Annotated in this window: 19 protein-coding genes and 1 pseudogene; 15 read left to right on the top strand and 5 right to left on the bottom strand. The window is 59.7% G+C overall.

What is annotated here, in order from left to right:
- Window positions 1-16 precede the first annotated feature (16 nt).
- From JUI81_RS19015 to JUI81_RS18995, 5 genes are all read left to right on the top strand, one after another.
- Window positions 17-1,228, top strand: a complete 1,212-nt coding sequence (locus JUI81_RS19015; RefSeq protein WP_204124819.1) for an MFS transporter — start codon at window positions 17-19, stop codon at window positions 1,226-1,228.
- A 157-nt stretch (window positions 1,229-1,385) separates the two neighbouring features.
- Window positions 1,386-2,312 carry a DUF72 domain-containing protein gene (locus tag JUI81_RS19010; RefSeq protein WP_019581395.1) on the top strand — a complete coding sequence of 309 codons (927 nt, stop codon included), beginning with the start codon at window positions 1,386-1,388 and terminating at the stop codon, window positions 2,310-2,312.
- Window positions 2,309-3,106, top strand: a complete 798-nt coding sequence (locus tag JUI81_RS19005) for an endonuclease/exonuclease/phosphatase family protein (protein WP_204124818.1) — start codon at window positions 2,309-2,311, stop codon at window positions 3,104-3,106. The genes JUI81_RS19010 and JUI81_RS19005 overlap by 4 nt, the downstream gene beginning before the upstream one ends.
- Window positions 3,103-4,389 carry a cardiolipin synthase ClsB gene (gene clsB / locus JUI81_RS19000; protein WP_204124817.1) on the top strand — a complete coding sequence of 429 codons (1,287 nt, stop codon included), beginning with the start codon at window positions 3,103-3,105 and terminating at the stop codon, window positions 4,387-4,389. The genes JUI81_RS19005 and clsB overlap by 4 nt, the downstream gene beginning before the upstream one ends.
- Window positions 4,386-5,372: a lysylphosphatidylglycerol synthase domain-containing protein gene (locus JUI81_RS18995; RefSeq protein ID WP_204124816.1), complete on the top strand. Its 987-nt coding sequence runs from the start codon at window positions 4,386-4,388 to the stop codon at window positions 5,370-5,372. Before clsB ends, JUI81_RS18995 begins: the two co-directional genes overlap by 4 nt.
- A gap of 42 nt (window positions 5,373-5,414) precedes the next feature.
- On the opposite strand, the gene JUI81_RS18990 is transcribed toward JUI81_RS18995, so the two are convergent.
- The 3 genes and pseudogenes from JUI81_RS18990 to JUI81_RS18980 form a co-directional block, all read right to left on the bottom strand.
- Window positions 5,415-6,173 carry a S9 family peptidase gene (locus JUI81_RS18990; RefSeq protein ID WP_018925671.1) on the bottom strand — a complete coding sequence of 253 codons (759 nt, stop codon included), beginning with the start codon at window positions 6,171-6,173 and terminating at the stop codon, window positions 5,415-5,417.
- A pseudogene (locus JUI81_RS18985) lies at window positions 6,163-7,273 on the bottom strand (DUF3182 family protein). The gene JUI81_RS18990 and the pseudogene JUI81_RS18985 overlap by 11 nt, the downstream one beginning before the upstream one ends.
- Before the next feature lie 210 nt (window positions 7,274-7,483).
- Complete coding sequence (locus JUI81_RS18980; RefSeq protein ID WP_019581401.1) at window positions 7,484-8,479, bottom strand: GlxA family transcriptional regulator; 996 nt, start codon at window positions 8,477-8,479, stop codon at window positions 7,484-7,486.
- A gap of 101 nt (window positions 8,480-8,580) precedes the next feature.
- Here JUI81_RS18980 and JUI81_RS18975 point away from each other — a divergent pair, with 101 nt between their 5' ends.
- The 10 genes from JUI81_RS18975 to JUI81_RS18930 all read left to right on the top strand — a co-directional run bounded on the left by JUI81_RS18975 (window position 8,581) and on the right by JUI81_RS18930 (window position 17,974).
- Window positions 8,581-9,129 (top strand): cysteine hydrolase family protein, encoded by a 549-nt coding sequence (locus tag JUI81_RS18975; protein ID WP_204124815.1) that lies wholly within the window; start codon window positions 8,581-8,583, stop codon window positions 9,127-9,129.
- A gap of 282 nt (window positions 9,130-9,411) precedes the next feature.
- Entirely contained in the window at window positions 9,412-9,993 is a 582-nt protein-coding gene (locus tag JUI81_RS18970) for a YjfI family protein (protein ID WP_018925667.1), read from the top strand.
- A 24-nt stretch (window positions 9,994-10,017) separates the two neighbouring features.
- On the top strand, window positions 10,018-10,716 hold the full coding sequence (locus JUI81_RS18965; RefSeq protein WP_007933675.1) for a PspA/IM30 family protein: 699 nt from the start codon (window positions 10,018-10,020) through the stop codon (window positions 10,714-10,716).
- 247 nt (window positions 10,717-10,963) lie between these two features.
- The gene (locus tag JUI81_RS18960; RefSeq protein WP_028938804.1) at window positions 10,964-11,527 is read left to right on the top strand and encodes a rhomboid family intramembrane serine protease; all 564 of its coding nucleotides are present in this window, start codon (window positions 10,964-10,966) and stop codon (window positions 11,525-11,527) included.
- 71 nt (window positions 11,528-11,598) lie between these two features.
- Window positions 11,599-12,633, top strand: coding sequence for an ion channel (locus tag JUI81_RS18955; protein ID WP_204124814.1), 1,035 nt, complete (start codon window positions 11,599-11,601; stop codon window positions 12,631-12,633).
- Window positions 12,620-13,294 (top strand): DUF2491 family protein, encoded by a 675-nt coding sequence (locus tag JUI81_RS18950; protein WP_204124813.1) that lies wholly within the window; start codon window positions 12,620-12,622, stop codon window positions 13,292-13,294. The genes JUI81_RS18955 and JUI81_RS18950 overlap by 14 nt, the downstream gene beginning before the upstream one ends.
- Window positions 13,295-13,308: 14 nt before the next feature.
- Window positions 13,309-13,737, top strand: a complete 429-nt coding sequence (locus JUI81_RS18945; protein ID WP_018925663.1) for a DUF350 domain-containing protein — start codon at window positions 13,309-13,311, stop codon at window positions 13,735-13,737.
- 19 nt (window positions 13,738-13,756) lie between these two features.
- Window positions 13,757-14,485 carry a DUF1190 domain-containing protein gene (locus JUI81_RS18940; protein WP_019581406.1) on the top strand — a complete coding sequence of 243 codons (729 nt, stop codon included), beginning with the start codon at window positions 13,757-13,759 and terminating at the stop codon, window positions 14,483-14,485.
- A gap of 12 nt (window positions 14,486-14,497) precedes the next feature.
- Window positions 14,498-15,655: a glutathionylspermidine synthase family protein gene (locus tag JUI81_RS18935; RefSeq protein WP_204124812.1), complete on the top strand. Its 1,158-nt coding sequence runs from the start codon at window positions 14,498-14,500 to the stop codon at window positions 15,653-15,655.
- A 120-nt stretch (window positions 15,656-15,775) separates the two neighbouring features.
- The gene (locus JUI81_RS18930; RefSeq protein ID WP_096479467.1) at window positions 15,776-17,974 is read left to right on the top strand and encodes an OsmC domain/YcaO domain-containing protein; all 2,199 of its coding nucleotides are present in this window, start codon (window positions 15,776-15,778) and stop codon (window positions 17,972-17,974) included.
- Between the two features lie 173 nt (window positions 17,975-18,147).
- Here JUI81_RS18930 and JUI81_RS18925 read toward each other — a convergent pair whose 3' ends face one another.
- Together JUI81_RS18925 and JUI81_RS18920 are read right to left on the bottom strand one after the other, a co-directional pair.
- Window positions 18,148-18,669, bottom strand: a complete 522-nt coding sequence (locus JUI81_RS18925) for a single-stranded DNA-binding protein (protein ID WP_007933689.1) — start codon at window positions 18,667-18,669, stop codon at window positions 18,148-18,150.
- 9 nt (window positions 18,670-18,678) lie between these two features.
- Complete coding sequence (locus JUI81_RS18920) at window positions 18,679-20,076, bottom strand: MFS transporter (protein ID WP_019650831.1); 1,398 nt, start codon at window positions 20,074-20,076, stop codon at window positions 18,679-18,681.
- Between the last annotated feature and the right edge of the window lie 189 nt (window positions 20,077-20,265).

Below are 20,265 nucleotides of genomic sequence, written 5' to 3'. Positions count from 1 at the left end.
CACCGGAGTTGCAGCCATGCCCATTGCCTTGCTGGCGCTGACCCTCAGCGCTTTCGCCATCGGGACGACGGAGTTCGTCATCGTTGGCCTGTTACCCACCATCGGCGCCGACCTCGGCGTCAGCCTGCCGTCCGCCGGTTTGCTGGTCAGTTTGTATGCACTCGGGGTGGCCGTCGGCGCGCCGGTGCTGACCGCCCTCACCGGCAAAGTCCCGCGTAAATTGCTGCTGTTGTCGCTGATGGTGCTGTTCACCCTCGGCAACTTGTTGGCCTGGAAAGCGCCGAGCTACGAGTCGCTGATCATTGCGCGGATCGTCACCGGCCTGGCCCACGGGGTGTTTTTCTCAATTGGCTCGATCATCGCCACCAGCCTGGTGCCGAAGGAAAAAGCCGCCAGCGCGATTGCCATCATGTTCACCGGCCTGACTGTGGCGCTGGTCACTGGCGTGCCGCTGGGGACGTTTATCGGTCAGCATTTCGGCTGGCGTGAAACCTTCCTCGCGGTGTCTGCACTGGGTGTGATCGCCTTCATCGGCAGCCTGCTCTACGTACCGAAGAACATCGCCCACAGCAAACCGGCTTCGCTGTTGCAGCAGTTGCAAGTGCTCAAGCAACCCCGCCTGTTGTTGGTGTATGCCATGACAGCGGTCGGCTACGGCGGCTCGTTCATCGCCTTCACCTTTCTGGCACCGATTCTTCAGGACATTGCGGGCTTCAGCGCCAGCACCGTCAGCCTGGTGCTGCTGGTGTACGGCATCTCGGTGGCCGTCGGCAACATCTGGGGCGGTAAGCTGGCGGACAAACGCGGCCCGATCGGCGCCCTGAGAATCATCTTCGCCCTGCTCGCCGCCGTGTTGTTCGTGCTGACCTTCACCGCCGGCAATCCATGGCTGGCCCTGGCCACTGTGCTGGTCTGGGGTGCGGTGGCGTTCGGCAACGTGCCGGGCCTGCAGGTGTATGTGGTGCGTCAGGCCGAACATCACACCCCGCATGCGGTGGACGTGGCGTCGGGCTTGAACATTGCGGCGTTCAACCTTGGCATTGCCGGTGGTGCGTGGGGTGGTGGTTTGATCGTCGCGCACATGGGGCTGATCCATACCGCGTGGATCGGTGGCCTGGTGGTGTTGGTGGCGTTGGCACTGACCGCCTGGAGTGGTCGCCTTGATCGATTGGGCCCGGTGTATGCCGAGCCGGCTGAAGGTTCGGCCCGGATCGTTGTCGGGCACTGATAGATCAAATGATCGTCGCTTTCGGCAACTCCTGCGCGCCTGTGGGAAGCTGCCGAAGGCTGCGATCTTTTGCTTTTACCGTCCGTAGCCCCGTCGAAACTTTCTCGCCCGCCTGGCAGTCATCAAAAGACAGGGCTGTCCGAGGATGGGAGGCGACATGGCGGCGATTCATATCGGTATTTCAGGCTGGCGCTACACGCCCTGGCGGGGAGGTTTCTACCCGAAGGGGCTGACCCACAAACGCGAATTGCAATTCGCGTCACGGGCAGTCAACAGCATCGAAATCAATGGATCGTTCTACGCCCTGCAACGGCCCGAACGTTACGCCCAGTGGTACGCCGAAACCCCGCCAGGCTTCGTGTTCAGCGTCAAGGCGCCGCGCTTCATCACCCACATCAAGCGTCTGCGGGAGATCCATAAACCCCTGGCGAATTTCTTCGCCTCCGGGGTGCTGGAGCTCAAGGAAAAACTCGGCCCGATCCTCTGGCAGTTTCCGCCCAGCTTCAAATTCGACCCGGAGCTGTTCGAACATTTCCTTGAACAACTGCCCCACGACACCGAACAGGCCGCCGCCCTCGCCCGCCAGCACGAAACACGTCTGAACGGTCACGCCAGCATGAAGGCCTACGGCAAAAAACCGGTGCGCCATGCCGTGGAAATTCGCCACGAAAGTTTCGTCGATCCGGCCTTCGTCCGGCTGCTCAAACGCTACAACACCGCGTTGGTGATTGCCGATACCGCCGGTAAATGGCCGTACCGCGAAGACCTCACCAGCGACTTCGTCTACCTGCGCCTGCACGGCGCCGAAGAACTCTACGCCAGCGGTTACACCCCTCAAGCGCTGCAACGCTGGAGCGAGCGGATCGAGGCCTGGCATCACGGCCAGCAACCGGCAGATCCGCAATTGATCGCGCCCCGGCAAAAACCCAAGACTCGCAGATCCCGGGAAGTGTTCTGCTATTTCGATAACGACATCAAAGTCCGCGCGCCCTTCGATGCCCGCCACCTGCTTGAGCGTTTGCATCTCGACAAAGACCTTGTCACGGCCCCCGGCGAGCCGGTTGCCGAAGGAGCGCTGCCATGAGCATTCCCGAGCCGGTCGGTGGGACGGATGAACAGCAACCCATCATCAATGCCGTGAGCCGCTTCACCGTGCTGACGGTCAACACCCACAAGGGGTTCACCGCACTCAATCGGCGCTTCATCCTGCCCGAGTTGCGCGAAGCGGTGCGCAGTGTGTCCGCCGATGTGGTGTTTTTGCAGGAGGTCCACGGCACCCACGAACAGCATCCCCAGCGCTACAACAATTGGCCGGCGATGCCCCAGTACGAATTCCTTGCCGATAGCCTGTGGCCGCAATTCGCCTACGGGCGCAACGCGGTCTACCCGGCGGGCGATCACGGCAATGCACTGTTGTCGAAATTCCAGATCATTCGCCACGACAATCTCGACGTGTCCATCAGCGGCCATGAAAACCGTGGAATCCTGCATTGCGTGTTGCGCATGCCCGGCGATGGCCGGGAAGTGCATGCCATTTGCGTCCATCTGGGGCTGCGCGAAAGCCACCGGACGGCCCAGCTCAAGCTGCTGATCCGACGCCTGGAAGAGCTACCGCAAGATGCCCCGGTGGTGGTCGCCGGCGATTTCAACGACTGGCGCCAGCGCGCCGATGCGTTGCTCAAGCCTTGCGGGTTGCGTGAGGTGTTCACCGAGTTTCACGGCAAACCGGCGCGCAGTTTCCCCGCGCGTTTGCCGGCGTTACGCCTGGACCGCATCTACGTGCGCCATCTCAAGGCCAGCCATCCGCAAGTGCTGGCGGCACGCCCCTGGTCACACCTTTCCGACCATGCGCCCCTGTCGGTGGAGATCGAGTTATGAGCAGCCCATCGATGGAAAAAACCACGGTCGAACGCATCTCCACGCCTCCACCCGTGCGCGAGCCTGCGGTGACTGAGGTTGAGTACGGCTGGCACGGTAACAACCGGGTCCAATTGCTGGAAAACGGTGAGGCGTACTTTCCACGGGTGTTTGAAGTGCTGCGCCAAGCCCAGAGTGAAATCCTGCTGGAGACGTTTATTGTGTTCGAGGACAAGGTCGGCAACGAGCTTCAACAGATCCTGATTGAAGCGGCGCAACGCGGCGTGCGTATTACCGTCAGTCTCGATGGATTCGGCTGTGGCGAACTGAGTACGGCGTTCCTCGCCGCCCTGAGCAATGCAGGTGTGCGCCTGCAAATATTCGACCCCGCCCCGCGTCACCTGGGCATCCGCACCAACTGGTTCCGCCGTCTGCACCGCAAGATTGTGGTGGTCGACGGCACGATTGCGTTCCTCGGCGGAATCAATTTTTCCGCCGACCATCTGGCCGACTTCGGCCCCGAGGCCAAGCAGGATTATTCGGTTGAAGTGCAAGGCCCGGCGGTGGCCGATATTCATCATTTCGCCTTGCTGCAAGGCGGTCGACCGGCCCGGGCCAAATACTGGTGGCAACGCCGCCGGCAGCGGCATGCTGAACTGGCGGTCGACGATCATGACGGTCAGGTACGACTGGTGTATCGCGACAACGCAGAACACCCAAAAGATATCGAAGAGGTGTATTTACAGGTGCTGCGCAGTGCCCGGCGTCGCGTGGTGATCGCCAATGCCTACTTCTTTCCAGGCTATCGGCTGCTGCACGAGATCCGCAATGCGGCACGCCGGGGGGTCGAGGTGCGCCTGATTCTTCAGGGACAACCGGACCTGCGGGTGGCCAGACTCGCCGCGCGCATGACCTACGACTACCTGCTGCGGGCCGGGGTGGTGATCTACGAATATTGCGACCGCCCCCTGCATGGCAAAGTCGCCCTGGTCGACGAGGACTGGAGCACTGTCGGCTCAAGCAACCTCGATCCGCTGAGCCTGTCCCTGAACCTGGAAGCCAACGTGCTGATCCGCGACCGTGCCTTCAACCGCGATCTGTACGAGCGTCTCGACGAGTTGAGCAGCAACCATTGCAAGGTCATGTCGGTGGACACAGCCCCTCGCGGGCGGATCTGGGACATGACCATCGGCTTTCTGGTGTTTCACTTCCTGCGGCATTTCCCCGCATGGGCCGGCTGGTTGCCGGCGCATAAACCGCGCCTGAAGCCCTTCATCCATCCACCCGGGAGCGCCAAGGCATGAGCCATTCCGAAGCGCAGCCTGCGTCGCACTCCGACACGCCGGGCAAACACCACTGGCACCGCTGGAAAAGGCCGCTGACGATGCTGTTCTTCCTGGCGCTGATCGTGTTGTTCACGATGCTCGCCCAGCGTATCGAATGGAACGAAGTGCTCGATACCCTGGCTGATTTCAAAGTGCGTACGTTGATCATTGCGTCAGGTGTGACCCTGGCAAGTTTTCTGGTCTATGCCTGTTTCGATCTGATCGGACGCACCTACATCCGGCAGAACCTGACTTGGCGGCAGATCCTCCCGGTGGGGATCATCAGCTATGCCTTCAACCTCAACCTGAGCGCCTGGGTCGGCGGCGTCGCCATGCGTTATCGGCTGTATTCGCGGCTCGGAGTGAGCAAAGGCAACATCGCAAAAATCCTCGGGCTGAGCCTGGCGACCAACTGGTTCGGCTACATGGTGATTGCCGGCGCGGTGTTCAGCAGCGGCCTGATGCGAATGCCGCCGGGCTGGAAAGTGAGCAGCAATGCACTGCAAGACGTGGGGATTTTGTTGCTGCTGTTGAGCACCGGATATCTGGCAGCCTGCCGGTATTCCAGGCGCCGGAAATGGTCGGTTCGCGGCGTGGAAATCATTCTGCCGTCGCTGCGCATGGCAATCCTGCAACTGGCCCTCGGCGCACTGAACTGGGCGCTGATGGCGGCGGTGATCTTCACGTTGCTGCCGAGCAAACTGGATTATCCGCTGGTGCTTGGTGTGTTGCTGATCAGCGCCATTGCCGGGGTCATCACCCATATCCCGGCCGGGCTCGGTGTGTTGGAGGCGGTGTTCGTGGCGCTGCTGCAGCACGAAGTATCGCGGGGCAGCCTGGTGGCGGGGTTGATCGCTTATCGGGCGATCTATTTCATTCTGCCGCTGCTGATAACCGTGGTGATGTACCTGGTGGTGGAAGCCAAGGCCAAGTCGTTGCGGATCTCGAAGAAACCTCGGTGAGATGTGGTTTGCCTGCGAACGACCGCAAGACCACCGCCTCTCTCAACTCGATTGAATGATGCTCAACCGCTCACCCACCACCATCTCGGTGATCCAATCCACCAGAATCGAGGTGTACGCCTGTTGCGAAACCGGGTCGCTCAAGGCGTGATCCGCACCATCGATGATCCGGTGAGTCAGCGAGTGAGTCTGCTGACACGCGGCGCGGTAACTCATGATCGTCGCGTGGGGTACATAGGCATCGGTCTCGGACTCCACCAGCAACACATCCCCGGTGAATTGCGAGCAGGCGTGCAACGCGCGATTGCTGTCGGCGCGCACCAGCGTGCCGCGATAGTCGCGCAAGTCGGCTTTGTCCAACTCACGCTTGGGCGTGTGCCACAAGTCGTCGCGGTACAACGCCGGTACCCGCAGCGCCAACCAGCGCACCGGACGCAACGTCGTCAGGATCGCTGCCAGATAACCGCCATAACTGGTGCCGACCACCGCAATCGCGGAGGTGTCGAGCGCCGGGTGGGCGAGCAAGCGGTCGTAGGCTGCCAGCAGGTCGCGCAGGTTGTCTTCGCGGGTGACCCTGGACAACGGAATGCCGGTCCCGCCGGTATGACCTCGCAAGTCGAACGTCAGGCACACACAACCCAACCCGGCGATGCCTTTGGCGCGCTCCAGGTCGCGCTCCTGGCTACCGCCCCAACCGTGGACGAAAAGCACCCCCGGGACTTTCGATTTGGGGCTGAGGAAGGTCCCGCTCATCTGTTCATCGTCGATGTCGATCTGAATGGTTTCGCTTCTAGCCGTCATAGGATTTGACCGTCACGTACTTGAGAAGAAAATCACTGCGCTCCGCCGGCCCGCGGTAAATCTCGATGGCGTTCTCCGGCAGCGATTGATCGCTATAGGTTTCGACCGACGACACGCGAATCGCACGCAGGCCGGGGTCGCTGACAAAGCTCTGCAACGCCGCGACTTCGGCACTGCTGGCACCGCCCAAACGCCAGGATTGTTCGAGCACGCCGCTGCGTTGTCGGTCGTTGCAATCCAGCCCCTGGGCGATGTCGTAGTTGCGCCGCGAAGCATAGAAACCGGGGTAGGCTTCATCCGCCGCACTGTCGAATACCTGTGCCTGCTGGATCGCCAGCCTCACCTCATCCAGCAGTTCCAGCGCCAGCAGGTCCTCGTAATAACCCTGCACCACCAACAGGTTGGACCCTCCATAAACCTGCTCGCCCTGAGCGTCTTCGGTCAAGTATTGATCACCGCAATAACTCAGCACTTTGTCGCCGATGAAGCTTTGGCCGACGCTGTGGGTGATCACCTCGGTCAAATCCTGCTCCAGCACAACGCCTTCGGTGAACAGTGCCTTGGCCTCGGGGCGAGCGAGGATGGCGTCGAACTGGTCGAGGCTCTTGATCACTTCCTGACCGCGCCCGGCGCAGGCGTGAATAGGCTTGATGCGGATCGGGCCGCTGTAGAGCAGGTGCTCCGCCGCCGGGCGCGCATCGTCCAGGGAGAACACGCTGAGGCCGTCGAGCACGACGCTGCGCACCCGTTCGCAAAACAACGGTGCCCAGCCTTCGGGCGCGAACGCATCGCGGTTCAACAGCCCATGACTGATGGCTTTGGTACCGATGAAATCGTGGTCGACGTAACCGCCCCACAAATCCTCCGGCCCTTTGACGCCCAGCTTCCGGGCGGTAGCGGCGCCCACCAGCGTCTGGGTCGGCAACAGATAGCGGTCACGACCGCTGTGCAGTTGCGGGTCGTAACTGCCGCCGTATTCGAGCCCGACGATCTGCGCCAGCCAGCGGGCCAGCGCGCGATTGGTTTCAACTTCGTGCAGCGGGGGCATCGGGCCGTACCGAATGGGCGAGTACCAGTTTCTTGCGATTTGTTGGGGTCATGCGTCCCCCCTTCAATCTGCGTTGGATAAATGTAGCTGGAGGGGTGCAGGGATCAGGCCAATGGCGGCTGATGAAGAACGACTGTTAAATCAGCCGGTTGCCCAGACAGTAATGGCATTACGCCTGTTTGATTCTGCACGACGCCCTTCAGGACTCCGGCATTTTGCACGACTCAAACCGCCCACATTTTCTTGATCTGGCGTGCTCTGGCTACCGGGCTACAACGGCTGGCGGCGTCACGCCAAACCGCGTCCGGTAATCACTCGGCGCCAGCCCGGTAATCTTTTTGAACGTCGCCCGAAACGCACTCGGGTCCTGATAACCCACGGTCCAGGCAATGTGATCAATGGTGCCGTTGGTGAATTCGAGCATCTCGCGCGCCTTGCCGACGCGCAGGTGCTGGCAGTACTCGGTGGGTTTCAACCCGGTCGCCGCGCGGAATCGCCGCAGGAAGGTGCGCTCTTCCAGCCCCGCCCGTTCGGCCATTGCCGCCAGCGAGACATCGACCGCCCCGGTGCTTTGCAGCCAATGCTGGACCTTGAGAATCGAGGCATCGCCATGGCTGAGAATCGGTGAAAAATTACTGCCGCATTCGCTCGCGCTGTCGCTGTGCTCCACCACCAGAAAGCGTGCCGTGCTGGTGGCGATGCTCGGCCCCAGTAAACGGTTCACCAGGCGCAATCCCAGCTCTGACCAGGCCATCAGCCCGGCGGTGGTGATCAGATCGCCGTCATCGACGATGGGCGTGTCGGCCTTGAGCTTGATCGCCGGGTAACGCTCGGCGAAGGCTTTGGCCGAGGTCCAGTGGGTGGTGGCGCTCCGACCGTCGAGCAGACCGCTTTCGGCCAACAGTATAGAACCCACGCAAACTCCGCCGAGGGTCGCGCCGCTGGCGTGTTGCTGACGAATCCAGCGAATCAGTCCCTGCGGTGCCTGGCCCTTGGAAAAACCCCCAATCGAAGGCGGGATCAACACCGCCACCAGCGCGCCGTCCGGACCGGGTTGACTGTCGTAGACCCGCTCGGGCGCCTGATCGCCCTCGACCCGCCAATGGCTGATCCGCAACAACGGCAACTGCGCCGTCTGATGCTCGGCGGCAATCCGGTTGGCCACCCCGAACAGATCCGTCAGCCCATGCACCGCCGCCATCTGCGCGCCGGGATAGATCAGCACGCCCAATTCGACGACTGCCCTTTCTACGCCCATTGTCAGTTTTCCCCCTTCTATTGTCGGTGCGGCCAATCCTCGGACGGCCTGCAGAACCTGATACTTGAATCACACCCAACAAGCACTTCGAGGAAACACTCATGGCCAAGCAAGCACTCATCGTAGTCGATATCCAGAACGACTACTTCCCCCAGGGCAAGTGGCCTTTGGCGGGCGCCGAAGCCGCCGCAGACAACGCTGCACGGCTGATCCAGGCCTTTCGCGAGGCCGGTGACGCGGTGGTACACATCCGCCACGAATTCACCTCCGACGCCGCACCGTTCTTCACCCCGGGCTCCGACGGCGCGAAGCTGCACCCCAAAGTCCTGAACCGCGCCGATGAACCGGTGGTGCTCAAGCACTTCGTCAACGCGTTCCGCGAAACCGAACTCAAGGACATCCTCGACCAGCAAGACATCGAGCACCTGGTGGTGGTCGGCAGCATGAGCCACATGTGCATCGACGGCGTCACCCGTGCCGCAGCAGACTTCGGCTATACGGTCACGGTGATCCACGACGCCTGTGCCACCCTTGACCTGGAGTTCAACGGCGTCACCGTCCCGGCCGCCCATGTGCATGCCGCGTTCATGTCGGCCTTGGGGTTTGCTCATGCGAGCGTGGTGTCCACCGATGAGTTTCTGGCTGGTTAGATGAGAGGCCCGTTCCACAGGATTACGCTTAACTGACCGGAATCATGCTGCTTCCCTTCTTTTTCATACACCTGCGCAACCGTCGAAAAAATCTCACGCGTGAGCTATTGAGGTCCGCAAATATTGCCTGTAGTGTTTCTCACGCGTGAGTTTTTTCACAACGGGATCAGCACCATGAAAAGCAGCTCTCCATCAGATCCGCCTACCGGGTCTGTTACCGATTCAGCGAGCCGCAAAGGAGAGCGCTCGAAACCCTCCGCGAAAAAACCATCGAGCTTCTACATGAAGCAGATGCGCGCGGGCCTGGGTGCCGCCGGCTATGTGAAACACGAGACTTGGGTGCTTCCCGAAAATCGAAGCCTGCTCAAGCAGATGGAGAAACAGCTACGCCAACCGATTCTGGCTGGCTCATTCATGTCGGAGAATTACATGAGCGCAGGTAATAACTGGAACATCGATCGCCTCTACAGCGCCCTCCAGGCCCTCGACGAAGTGGTTGCGAACGAAATCACCCTCTCCCTCGTTCAAGGCTCCGAATCCAGCATCAAGCTGGAAATGAACGATTTCGGTGGCTTGCCGATTTACATCGCGGTGGTTGGCGATCAGATCATCGTCGATACCGTTCTGGTCGATGTCGAGTCGATCAACGACGTCCCGGCCTTCAACGATGCCGTGCTGCGCAGCCGGGAAATGTTCCCGCTGTCCTCGATCGGTATCGAGTCCATGCCCAACGGGCAGGTCGTTTACAACATGTTCGGCGCGCTGAGCTCCGACTCCAGCCTGACCAACGTCGTGACTGAGATCAAAACCCTCGTCGACAACGTCCAGCGCGCCAGCGAAGCCTTTGAACGCTTCTTCAATTAATTATTCGGGAACAGGATATATCCAATGACTCAGTCCATCTGGAGCAAATTGTTCACCGCGTTGCGTGGCGGTGCCAATGAAGTCGGCGAATCGATCGTCGACCAACAGGCCCTGCGCATTCTCGACCAGGAAATTCGCGATGCTGACAGCGCGCTGGCCAACGCCAAGCGTGAGCTGGTCACCATCATGGCCAAGCACAAACTGTCGGCTGACCGCGTCAGCGAGTACAACGCCAAGATCAAGGACCTGGAATCCAAGGCCCTGGCCGCCATCCAGGCCAACCGCGAAGACCTGGCACTGGAGGTGGCCGAAGCCATTTCGACCCTGACCAATGAACTGGATGTCGAGCAAAAGCAGGCCACCGAATTCGGTGGATACGCCGACAACATGCGCAAAGACATCACCAAGGCTGAAAACCGCATCAAAAGCCTGCGCCAGCAAGTGGACATGGCCAAGGCTCGTGAAAGCGTACAGAAAGCCCAGGTCAGCGCCTCGATCGCCAGTGGCGGCGCCAACGGCAAGCTGGAAACCGCCGTCGGTACACTGAACCGTCTGCAGGCCAAGCAGCAGCAACGCGCCGCTGAACTGCAAGCCCAGGACGAACTGGCCGATGCGTCGACCGGCACCGACCTGGAACGCAAGCTTCGCGAAGCCGGCATCACGCCGGATGAAGGCAGCGCCAATGCGATCCTGGAACGCCTGAAGAAAAAATCGGCCGAGTAAGCAATACCCCAGCAGAAAGGGCATTCATTGCCCTGATGCCAGTCAGTCAAGTGCGCTGACCCTGTGGCGAGGGAGCTTACTCCCGCTGGACTGCGCAGCAGTCCCTTCTTTTTGGGGATAAGAGGGGCCGCTTCGCGGCCCAGCGGGAGCAAGCTCCCTCGCCACAACTTTACTCAGTGCTTGTTCTATCTCTTAACTGGCAGGCATTAATTGATCGCCCTTCTTTACTGCCGAGTCGAGGTCAAGGATGGATGCCCTGAAGGGTTTCAAGACAATCGCTGGCCTGGCCATCTTCATGGTTGCGCTGCAACTGCTCAATGTGGCGACCGGCTACAGCCTTAACGCCTTCGGCCTGGTTCCGAGAACCCTGCACGGACTGGTCGGCATCATCACCTCGCCTTTCTTGCACACATCCTTTGCGCACCTGAGTGCCAACCTGATTGCCTTTTTGATCCTCGGTACCCTGGTCATCGTCGAAGGGCTCAACCGGTTCATGGCCGTCAGCGCTATCATCATTTTGCTGGGCGGTTCGCTGATCTGGCTGTTCGGTTTTGCCGGCGTGCATATCGGTGCCAGCGGCTGGGTGTTCGGGCTGTGGGCGTATCTTCTTTCGCGCGCCTGGTTCCAGAGGAGCTGGAGCAACCTGATAACGGCCAGTGTCGTGGCCCTGCTCTATGGTGGGCTGATTGTTGGCTTCCTTCCGCGCCGGGGCATTTCCTTCGAAGGGCATATTTTTGGTGCAATCGGCGGTTTTATTGCAGCCAAGGTACTGTTATCTACGCCGCGCAGCAGGTTTAATGCCGCCCGGTAACCGCACTCGAGCACTCAGATGCCCGAGCGATTACGTCGCCAGGAATGAGCCCCCAAGGAGTCAGGGATGTAATGTCGATTTTCCTTTTATTGCGCGCGTACGCTGCGTCCTTCTTCCATCGCTTCGGCTGGGCCGGCCTGGCCATTGCGTTGGGCGTACACCTGAGCACGGCCTGGCTCGGCCTGGCGTTTCTGGGCGAACAACACCTCATCGCTCCCGCCACGTTCACCTACTTCTATCTCACCACTACGCTCACCGTCGGCTACGGCGATCTTGCGCCACAGACAGCCGCGGGACGGATTTTCGTGGCCACCTGGGTCATGCTCGGGGGCATTGCGCTGCTGACGGCAGCCATCGGCAAAACCACCAGCAGTGTCATCGATGTATGGAGAAAAGGCATGAAGGGCAAAGGCGATTTCACCGGCAAGGTCGGCCATACCGTTCTCATCGGCTGGGAAGGCGCGTCCAGCGAGCGGGTTATTGAGTTGCTGCTGCAGGACGAAACGTCCAATGACAACCTGATCGTCATTTGCGATTGCGACCTCGAAGAAAACCCCATGCCGGGCAAGGCGGCCTTTATCAAAGGTGAAAGCCTGTCATCTGCCGCGCTTTTGCTGCGTGCCGGCGTGCCTGGCGCCGAACGCGTACTGGTGCGTACCCATTCAGATGATCTGACCCTGGCCACCGTTCTGGCGGTCAATCAACTGAGCCCGGTCGGGCATGTGGTCGCCCACTTCAATGAAAGTGAAATCGCCGCGCTCGCCAGCGCCTACGCGCCCAGCCTGGAATGCACCTCAAGCATGGCCATCGAGATGTTGGTGCGCGCCTCTCAGGATCCGGGCTCGTCAGTGGTCATCAATGAATTGCTGTGCGTGGGCCAAGGCGCCACCCAATACCTGATGAGACTGCCCGAAACCTTTGAAGCAACGTTCGGCGATCTGTACGCACAAATGAAGGAACACCATAACGCGACCCTTATCGGCTACCGCGCCAAAGGCGCCCGACAGCCTTCGATCAACCCGCCCGGCGCCACTCGCGTCAAGGGCGGCGAACTCTTCTACATCGCCTCTACTCGCCTCAAGGAAATCTCCAATGGGATGGTTTAAACAGTTGCTGGGGCTTGAGGCCCCGTACGCGAATACCGAATCGAAATGGACAGCCAGCGAAACCTCGCCTGTCGCCGGGCCTCTGGGCCTGGCATTTGGCAAAGGGGTTATGTTCGACACCACCCTGAAGCTGTTGCTCGACGGCAACACCAACGTGATCATCCCTGGCTCCCAACAGATCTGGAGCGCCGGCACCGTTGATCTCGGGCAGTCGAACTGGCTGTCGCGCTATTACATGAACGACGAGGATTACTGGCTGCAAGTGCACACCACCGGCGACATTGCCGGACAGGTCGAGTCGGTGATCCTGTTCAACTACCTCAGTTACGTCACCATCAACAGTGAAGCGGAGCTGCGGCGGCTGGCCGGTCCTCAAAGCCTGATCGGCCTGCCGACCTACACCCTAAACGGGGTCGAATACACCCGCGAATGGGGCACCGAGAACGGCCAGACCGAACTGGTGCCGTTGAGCGAACACCTGAAGAATCCGGATGAGACCTACAGCATCGGGCACCGTTCGATGTTGTACGCCCGCGAAACCGGCCTGACCGATCGCCGGGAATTCCTGCTGTTTTCCGTCGAAGAAGACGCCGAAGGCACCATCAGCTTGAGCACTTCGCTTGGTATTTCGCTGTACACCACCGACCTGAACACTTTTTAAAAAGGAAGAAGTCCATGCTTGAAGCGCTCTCTATCTCCCTGAACAAAGCCGCCGTGCTCGGGTTTGTTTTGTACATCCTCGGCGCCGCCGTGCTGTTCGCGCTGTTCCAGTTCATCTACACCCGAATCACACCGCACCGGGAATTCGAATTGATCCGTGCGGGCAACGTTGCGGCCGCCATCGCCCTGGGCGGTGCCATCATCGGATTCGCCATTCCGGCCAGCAATGTGATCGCCTACTCGATCAGCATTCTGGACTTCGTCGTCTGGGCGGTGATCGCCGCTTTCGTACAACTGCTGGCGTTCCTGGTAACCAGCCTGGTGCTCAAAGGCGCCTCTGAACGCATCAAGAACGGCGAAATCGCTGCGGGTATCTATGTCGCGGCAGTGGCCATCAGCGTCGGCATGTTGAACGCCGCGTGCATGACCCCTTCCCAGAACTGATTACGCCACGGAGATTGCGATGAAACGAAGCAAGTACGTTCAGCTCTCGCTGGCGGCATCGGTCGCCATGGCCATATCAGGCTGCGGGCCGACGGAAAAAACCTACGAGATACACAAAAAGTACAATTTCCAGTCCGTTCAGCAGTGCGCCGATGAAAAGCTCCCGGTCGACATCTGTTCTGACGCCTATATGAAGGCCATGGCCCAGCATCGAAGCATTGCGCCGGTGTACGACAACCAGGCTGATTGCGACGCCGACTTTGTCGCCGACTGGTGCCAGCAGGATTCCGCCGGCAAATTCATCCCCAAGCTCGGCGGCTTCGAACTGAGTGCCGATGGCGAGGTGACGCAGTCCGAAGTGGACGCGGCCAAGGCTAAATTGCCCGCATCGGAAGCCAATGCCGCAGGGTCGGGCTTCTCCGGCAGTAGCCTGCTGACGGGACTGTTGATCGGCAACATGCTCAGCAACAACCGCAACAGTTACTACTCCGAGCCGGTCTACCGCTATCGCGATGATCGCGGTGACTACTCGTCCTCGACACTCAGTCAGCGGGTATCGTCAGGTTCAACCTTCAACAGGTCCAATCAGGCGCGGTACGGCAGCAGTGGCAGTTACACCGACACCATCACCCGCAGCAAGCCAGTGTCCGTTGCATCATCCACTTCCCGCGGCGGCTTCGGCAGCCAGGCCAGCGCACGCAGTGGCTGGGGTGGATCAGGCAAGAGCTTTGGCGGTTCAAGCAGCTAAGGGAACAAGGCCATGAAGAAAATCCTCTGCGCAGAGCGTCATGACTGGAAACAGACCGCCGAAAGTCTCGGCTTTCTGTTCCATACCATCGACGACGAACCCTATTGGGACGAGAGCGCGTACTACCAGTTCACGCTCAAGCAGATCGAGAACGACCTCGAAGACCCGACCACCGAAGTTCATGAGATGTGCATGGACCTGGTGGCGCGAGTGGTGCAAAGCGAAGAGTTGCTGGAGCGCCTGAGCATCCCCGCGCCGTTCTTCGACATGGTTCGCACTTCATGGCTCGAAGGCCACCCGCACCTGTATGGGCGCATGGACTTCTCCTACAACGGCAGCGGGCCAGCCAAGCTGCTGGAACTCAACTACGACACGCCGACCAGCCTGTATGAGGCCGCGGCGTTTCAGTGGGGCTGGCTGGAGCAATGCATCGAGCGCGGCTTGCTGCCCAAGCATGCCGACCAGTTCAACAGCATCGACACCAAGCTACATCAGGCTTTTGCCCAACTGCAGCTCAAACAGCCCTTCTATTTCGCCTCGATGAAAGACTCGGTCGAAGACAAGGGCACCACCGACTACCTGCGCCTGGTCGCGGAAAAGGTCGGCATCGAATCGCGGCACATCGATATCGAGGACATTGGCCTCACCAGTGACGGACGTTTCGTTGACCTCGAAGATCGCTGGATCCCTCACCTGTTCAAACTGCATGCCTGGGAGTTCATCTTCCACGAACCCTTCGGCACAGCGATTGCGCAGAGCGATACGCAGTTTTTCGAACCACCCTGGAAATCCATCATCTCCAACAAGGGCATCCTGCCGCTGCTGTGGGAGTTCAACCAAGGTCACCCGAACCTGCTCGCGGCGCATCTGGACTCCGATCCGAGTAAAGCGGTGCCCAAAGGTTGGGTCCGCAAGCCGTTCTTCTCACGGGAAGGCGCAAACATTGAGCTGCAAACCGCTGAGGGTCTGATCGTAAAAGAGGACGGCCCCTACACTGATGCGCCGTTTATCCTTCAGGAGTTTGCCCCGCTGCCGAAATTTGGCGACAGCTACACGCTGATCGGTTCCTGGGTGATAGGGGATCAGGCAGCCGGCATCGGCGTGCGTGAGGACAACAGTCTGATTACCAAGGATTCGAGCCGGTTCTTGCCGCATCTGATACTCGACTGAGCCCTCCATCGCCCACTAAAAAGGACTGGTGTCGACATATCGTCAGACACCCACAAGACTTACTGCGCAAATGCCGGATAATGGCGGCCATTCGTTTAGCCGTTATTCTGGTAATCCCCCATGGAAATCAAGGTCAACTTTCTCGACAACCTGCGACTTGAAGCCAAGTTCGATGACTTCACGGTGGTGGCCGATCAACCTATCCGCTACAAGGGCGATGGCTCGGCACCGGGTCCGTTCGACTACTTCCTGGCTTCGTCGGCGTTGTGTGCGGCGTATTTTGTGAAGTTGTACTGCAACACGCGCAATATCCCCACGGATAACATCCGCCTGTCGCAGAACAATATTGTTGACCCGGAAAACCGCTACAACCAGATTTTCAAGATCCAGGTCGAGTTGCCGGCGGATATCTCCGACAAGGACCGCCAGGGCATCCTGCGCTCCATCGACCGTTGCACCGTGAAAAAAGTGGTGCAAGCCGGGCCTGAGTTTGTGATCGAAGAGGTGGACAACCTCGACGCCGATGCCCAGGCGTTGTTGATGCCTGCTTCCAACTCAGGGGCGAGCACCTATATTGCCGGCAAGGATCTGCCGCTGGAGCAAACCATCGGCAATATGTCGGCCATTCTGGCGGACCTGGGCATGAAGATTGAAATCGCCTCGTGGCGCAATATCGTGCCCAATGTGTGGTCGCTGCATATCCGCGATGCGCACTCCCCGATGTGCTTTACCAACGGCAAGGGTGCGACCAAGGAAGGCGCGTTGGCGTCGGCGTTGGGCGAGTTTATCGAGCGACTCAACTGCAACTTCTTCTACAACGACCAGTTCTGGGGCGAAGACATCGCCGACGCAGCGTTTGTGCACTACCCGGACGAACGCTGGTTCAAGCCTGGCCGTAAAGATGCACTGCCGGCCGAAATCCTCGACGAGTACTGCCTGAAGATTTACAACCGCGACGGCGAGCTGCGTGGCTCCCACCTGATCGACACCAACTCGGGCAATGAAGAGCGCGGCATCTGCTCGCTGCCGTACGTGCGCCAGTCCGACGGCGAGGTGGTGTATTTCCCATCCAACCTGATTGAAAACCTGTTCCTGAGCAACGGCATGAGTGCCGGTAACACGCTGGCCGAAGCCCAGGTGCAGTGCCTGTCGGAGATCTTCGAGCGCGCGGTAAAACGCGAAATCATTGAAGGTGAATTTGCCCTGCCGGATGTGCCGGCTCACGTGCTGGCGAAGTACCCTGGAATACTGGCCGGGATTCAGGCACTGGAAGAGCAAGGGTTCCCGGTGCTGGTGAAGGATGCGTCCCTGGGAGGTGAATTCCCGGTGATGTGCGTCACGTTGATGAACCCGCGTACCGGCGGGGTGTTCGCCTCGTTCGGCGCGCACCCGAGCCTGGAAGTGGCGCTGGAACGCAGCCTGACCGAATTGCTCCAGGGCCGCAGCTTCGAAGGCCTCAACGACCTGCCCCAGCCGACGTTTGAAGGTCATGCGGTGACCGAGCCGAATAACTTCGTCGAGCACTTTATCGACTCCAGCGGCGTGGTGTCGTGGCGTTTCTTCAGCTCAAAATCGGATTACGAATTCGTGGAGTGGGACTTCTCCGGCCAGGGTGAAAACTCGAATGCCGAGGAAGCCGCGACCTTGTTCGGCATTCTCGAAGGCATGGGCAAAGAAGTGTACATGGCGGTCTACGAGCATATCGGTGCAACGGCCTGCCGTATCCTGGTGCCAGACTATTCGGAAATTTATCCAGTAGACGATCTGATCTGGGATAACACCAACAAAGCGCTGTTCTTCCGCGCCGACATCCTGAACCTGCATCGCCTGGACGAAGAGGAACTGCAAGCACTGGTTGAGCGCCTGGTGGAAAGTGAGCTGGACGACTACACCGACATCACCACCTTGATCGGCATCGAATTTGACGACAATACCGCTTGGGGTCAGCTGACGATCCTGGAGTTGAAGCTGCTGATCTATCTCGCCTTGCAACAATTTGAAGAAGCGAAAGAGGCGGTGGAAATGTTCCTGCAGTACAACGACAACACGGTTGAGCGTGGCTTGTTCTATCAGGCGGTCAATGTGGTGCTGGAGATGAAGCTGGACGAAGACCTGGAACTGGAAGACTACGAGGCCAACTTCCGCCGGATGTTTGGCAACGAGCGGATGGATGCAGCGATCGGATCGGTGGACGGCAGCGTGCGCTTCCATGGCTTGACGCCGACCAGCATGAAGCTGGAGGGGCTCGATAGACACTTGCGCCTGATCGACAGCTACAAAAAACTGCACATGGCGCGGGCCAACATGACCGCTCTGTAGGAGCCGGCTTGCTGGCGATCCAGGCGCCGCGGTTAACCAGACAAACCGAGTTATCGTTCATCGCCAGCAAGCCGGCTCCTACAATCTGGTGCGCAAAAGAAAACCCCCGACCAGTCGAGAGGACTGATCGGGGGTTCCAGACCTAAACTTTACAAAATAGTCTTAGGTAGGAATTAGAACGGAATATCGTCATCAAAGCTGTCGAAATCCGGAGCCGGTTGCGGTGCGGCCTGCGGAGGAGCCGGGCGCGACTGTTGCGGTGCCGACTGCTGCGGACGCGGAGCCTGCTGGCGTGGGGCTGGAGCGGATTGCTGGTAGTTATTGCCCCCGCCTTGTTGGTCGCCCTGCTGTGGACGGCCGCCCAGCAGTTGCATGGTGCCTTGCATGTCGACCACGATTTCAGTGGTGTAACGCTTGATACCGTCTTTTTCCCACTCGCGGGTCTGCAGCTTGCCTTCGATGTAGACCTGCGAACCTTTACGCAGGTATTCGCCGGCGATTTCGGCCACTTTGCCGAACATCGAAACACGGTGCCATTCGGTCTTCTCGACCTTCTGACCGGTTTGCTTGTCGGTCCACTGTTCGCTGGTCGCCAGACTCAGGTTGGTCACGGCGTTACCGTTAGGCAAGTAGCGAACTTCGGGATCCTGGCCGCAAGTGCCGACCAATATGACTTTGTTAACCCCACGGGCCATAACGTTCTCCTAGGCTACGCACGCTGCCTCGGCCGGGTTGTTCACCAGGCGCTCAAGGGTCGTGCGATCCAATAGTTCTGTGTCCAATTTGATGTAAATCGCCGCTTCATCAGCAACGATCACCGCATCTGTTACCCCTACGACGGCCTTCAGGCGCTCAACCAGACCCGCTTCGCGGATCGCCTCGGGCGACAACGGCAAGCGCAGGCTCGTGACGTAAGGTGGTTCGCGCATGGTAACAGCAAAGGCCAGCCAAAGTGCAGCCAGCCCGGCACATCCCAGGAACACAACCGACAAACCGCCGTGCTGAAACAGCCAGCCGCCGAGGATCCCGCCCAGTGCCGAACCGAGGAACTGACTGGTGGAATAAACCCCCATCGCCGTGCCTTTGCCGCCTGCCGGTGAAACCTTGCTGATCAGCGACGGCAAGGACGCTTCCAGCAGATTGAACGCGGTGAAAAACACCACCGTGCCGATTACCAGAGCCCGCAAGCTGTCGCCGAACTGCCAGAAGAATAGCTCAGTGAGCATCAGCGTCAGCACCGCGCCCAATAAAACTCGTTTCATTTTGCGTTTCTTCTCGCCGTAGATAATGAACGGGATCATGGCGAAGAAAGAAATCAGCAGCGCAGCGAGGTACACCCACCAGTGCTGCTCCTTGGGCAAACCGGCTTTTTCGACCAGCGCCAGGGGCAATGCAACGAAGCTCGACATCAACATCGCGTGCAACACAAAAATGCCCAGGTCCAGGCGCAGCAGGTCCGGGTGCTTGAGCGTCGGTATCAGCGCTTGACGCGCGACACCGGACTCGCGGTGCTGCAATGGCCCGGTGGCGCGCGGCACCATGAACATCACGATGACGATACCAAGCAGCGCCATGCCGCCGGTGGCGAAGAACAGCCCCGAGAGGCCGAAGGCACGGGTCAGCAATGGCCCTACCACCATGGCGATCGCGAACGACAGACCGATCGTCATGCCGATCATGGCCATGGCTTTGGTCCGATGCTGTTCCCGGGTCAGGTCCGACAGCAACGCCATGACCGCCGCGGAAATCGCCCCGGCGCCCTGCAGGATGCGTCCGGCGATAACGCCCCAGATCGAATCGGCATTGGCCGCCAGCACACTCCCCAGGGCGAAAACGATCAGCCCCAGGTAAATCACTGGACGTCGACCGATGCGGTCGGAAATGAAGCCAAAGGGAATCTGAAAAATCGCCTGGGTCAGGCCGTAAGCGCCAATCGCCAACCCGATGAGGGCCGGGGTCGCGCCCGCCAGGTCCATCCCATAGGTCGCCAGCACCGGCAACACCATGAACATGCCAAGCATACGGAAGGCGAACACCAGGGCCAGACCGCTTGCTGCGCGGGTCTCACTGCCACTCATGCGTTCGCTGTGGGGATCGTGCATGGAAAAACCTCATGTGAACCGGCGGCGATTCTACCAGTCCCATCGATTGACGGGGTATATCGCGACGCTATGACGCGTACAGATGACGCAATCTTCACGCAAGGCTGCGCGCCCCTCATTTGATAGTGTGCATCCATCCAGTATTTGGCCGTATACTCCTACGTTTTCGACGCCCGCCGAGCGAGGCCA

This window comes from Pseudomonas sp. 008 (assembly GCF_016861935.1).
Classification (GTDB): domain Bacteria; phylum Pseudomonadota; class Gammaproteobacteria; order Pseudomonadales; family Pseudomonadaceae; genus Aquipseudomonas.
Note: the sequence above shows the minus strand (reverse complement) of the source record. Positions and strands in the feature narration are given on the sequence as shown.

Excerpts from the sequence above, each read along its gene's own strand:
- JUI81_RS18935 (WP_204124812.1), top strand. The coding sequence starts at position 14,498 with ATGAAGAAAATCCTCTGCGCAGAGCGTCATGACTGGAAACAGACCGCC.
- JUI81_RS18990 (WP_018925671.1), bottom strand. The coding sequence starts at position 6,173 with ATGACGGCTAGAAGCGAAACCATTCAGATCGACATCGACGATGAACAG.
- JUI81_RS18970 (WP_018925667.1), top strand. The coding sequence starts at position 9,412 with ATGAAGCAGATGCGCGCGGGCCTGGGTGCCGCCGGCTATGTGAAACAC.
- JUI81_RS19010 (WP_019581395.1), top strand. The coding sequence starts at position 1,386 with ATGGCGGCGATTCATATCGGTATTTCAGGCTGGCGCTACACGCCCTGG.
- JUI81_RS18925 (WP_007933689.1), bottom strand. The coding sequence starts at position 18,669 with ATGGCCCGTGGGGTTAACAAAGTCATATTGGTCGGCACTTGCGGCCAG.
- JUI81_RS18960 (WP_028938804.1), top strand. The coding sequence starts at position 10,964 with ATGGATGCCCTGAAGGGTTTCAAGACAATCGCTGGCCTGGCCATCTTC.
- JUI81_RS18955 (WP_204124814.1), top strand. The coding sequence starts at position 11,599 with ATGTCGATTTTCCTTTTATTGCGCGCGTACGCTGCGTCCTTCTTCCAT.
- clsB (WP_204124817.1), top strand. The coding sequence starts at position 3,103 with ATGAGCAGCCCATCGATGGAAAAAACCACGGTCGAACGCATCTCCACG.
- JUI81_RS18975 (WP_204124815.1), top strand. The coding sequence starts at position 8,581 with ATGGCCAAGCAAGCACTCATCGTAGTCGATATCCAGAACGACTACTTC.
- JUI81_RS18995 (WP_204124816.1), top strand. The coding sequence starts at position 4,386 with ATGAGCCATTCCGAAGCGCAGCCTGCGTCGCACTCCGACACGCCGGGC.
- JUI81_RS19005 (WP_204124818.1), top strand. The coding sequence starts at position 2,309 with ATGAGCATTCCCGAGCCGGTCGGTGGGACGGATGAACAGCAACCCATC.
- JUI81_RS18940 (WP_019581406.1), top strand. The coding sequence starts at position 13,757 with ATGAAACGAAGCAAGTACGTTCAGCTCTCGCTGGCGGCATCGGTCGCC.
- JUI81_RS18980 (WP_019581401.1), bottom strand. The coding sequence starts at position 8,479 with ATGGGCGTAGAAAGGGCAGTCGTCGAATTGGGCGTGCTGATCTATCCC.
- JUI81_RS18965 (WP_007933675.1), top strand. The coding sequence starts at position 10,018 with ATGACTCAGTCCATCTGGAGCAAATTGTTCACCGCGTTGCGTGGCGGT.
- JUI81_RS18945 (WP_018925663.1), top strand. The coding sequence starts at position 13,309 with ATGCTTGAAGCGCTCTCTATCTCCCTGAACAAAGCCGCCGTGCTCGGG.
- JUI81_RS18920 (WP_019650831.1), bottom strand. The coding sequence starts at position 20,076 with ATGCACGATCCCCACAGCGAACGCATGAGTGGCAGTGAGACCCGCGCA.
- JUI81_RS18950 (WP_204124813.1), top strand. The coding sequence starts at position 12,620 with ATGGGATGGTTTAAACAGTTGCTGGGGCTTGAGGCCCCGTACGCGAAT.
- JUI81_RS18930 (WP_096479467.1), top strand. The coding sequence starts at position 15,776 with ATGGAAATCAAGGTCAACTTTCTCGACAACCTGCGACTTGAAGCCAAG.
- JUI81_RS19015 (WP_204124819.1), top strand. The coding sequence starts at position 17 with ATGCCCATTGCCTTGCTGGCGCTGACCCTCAGCGCTTTCGCCATCGGG.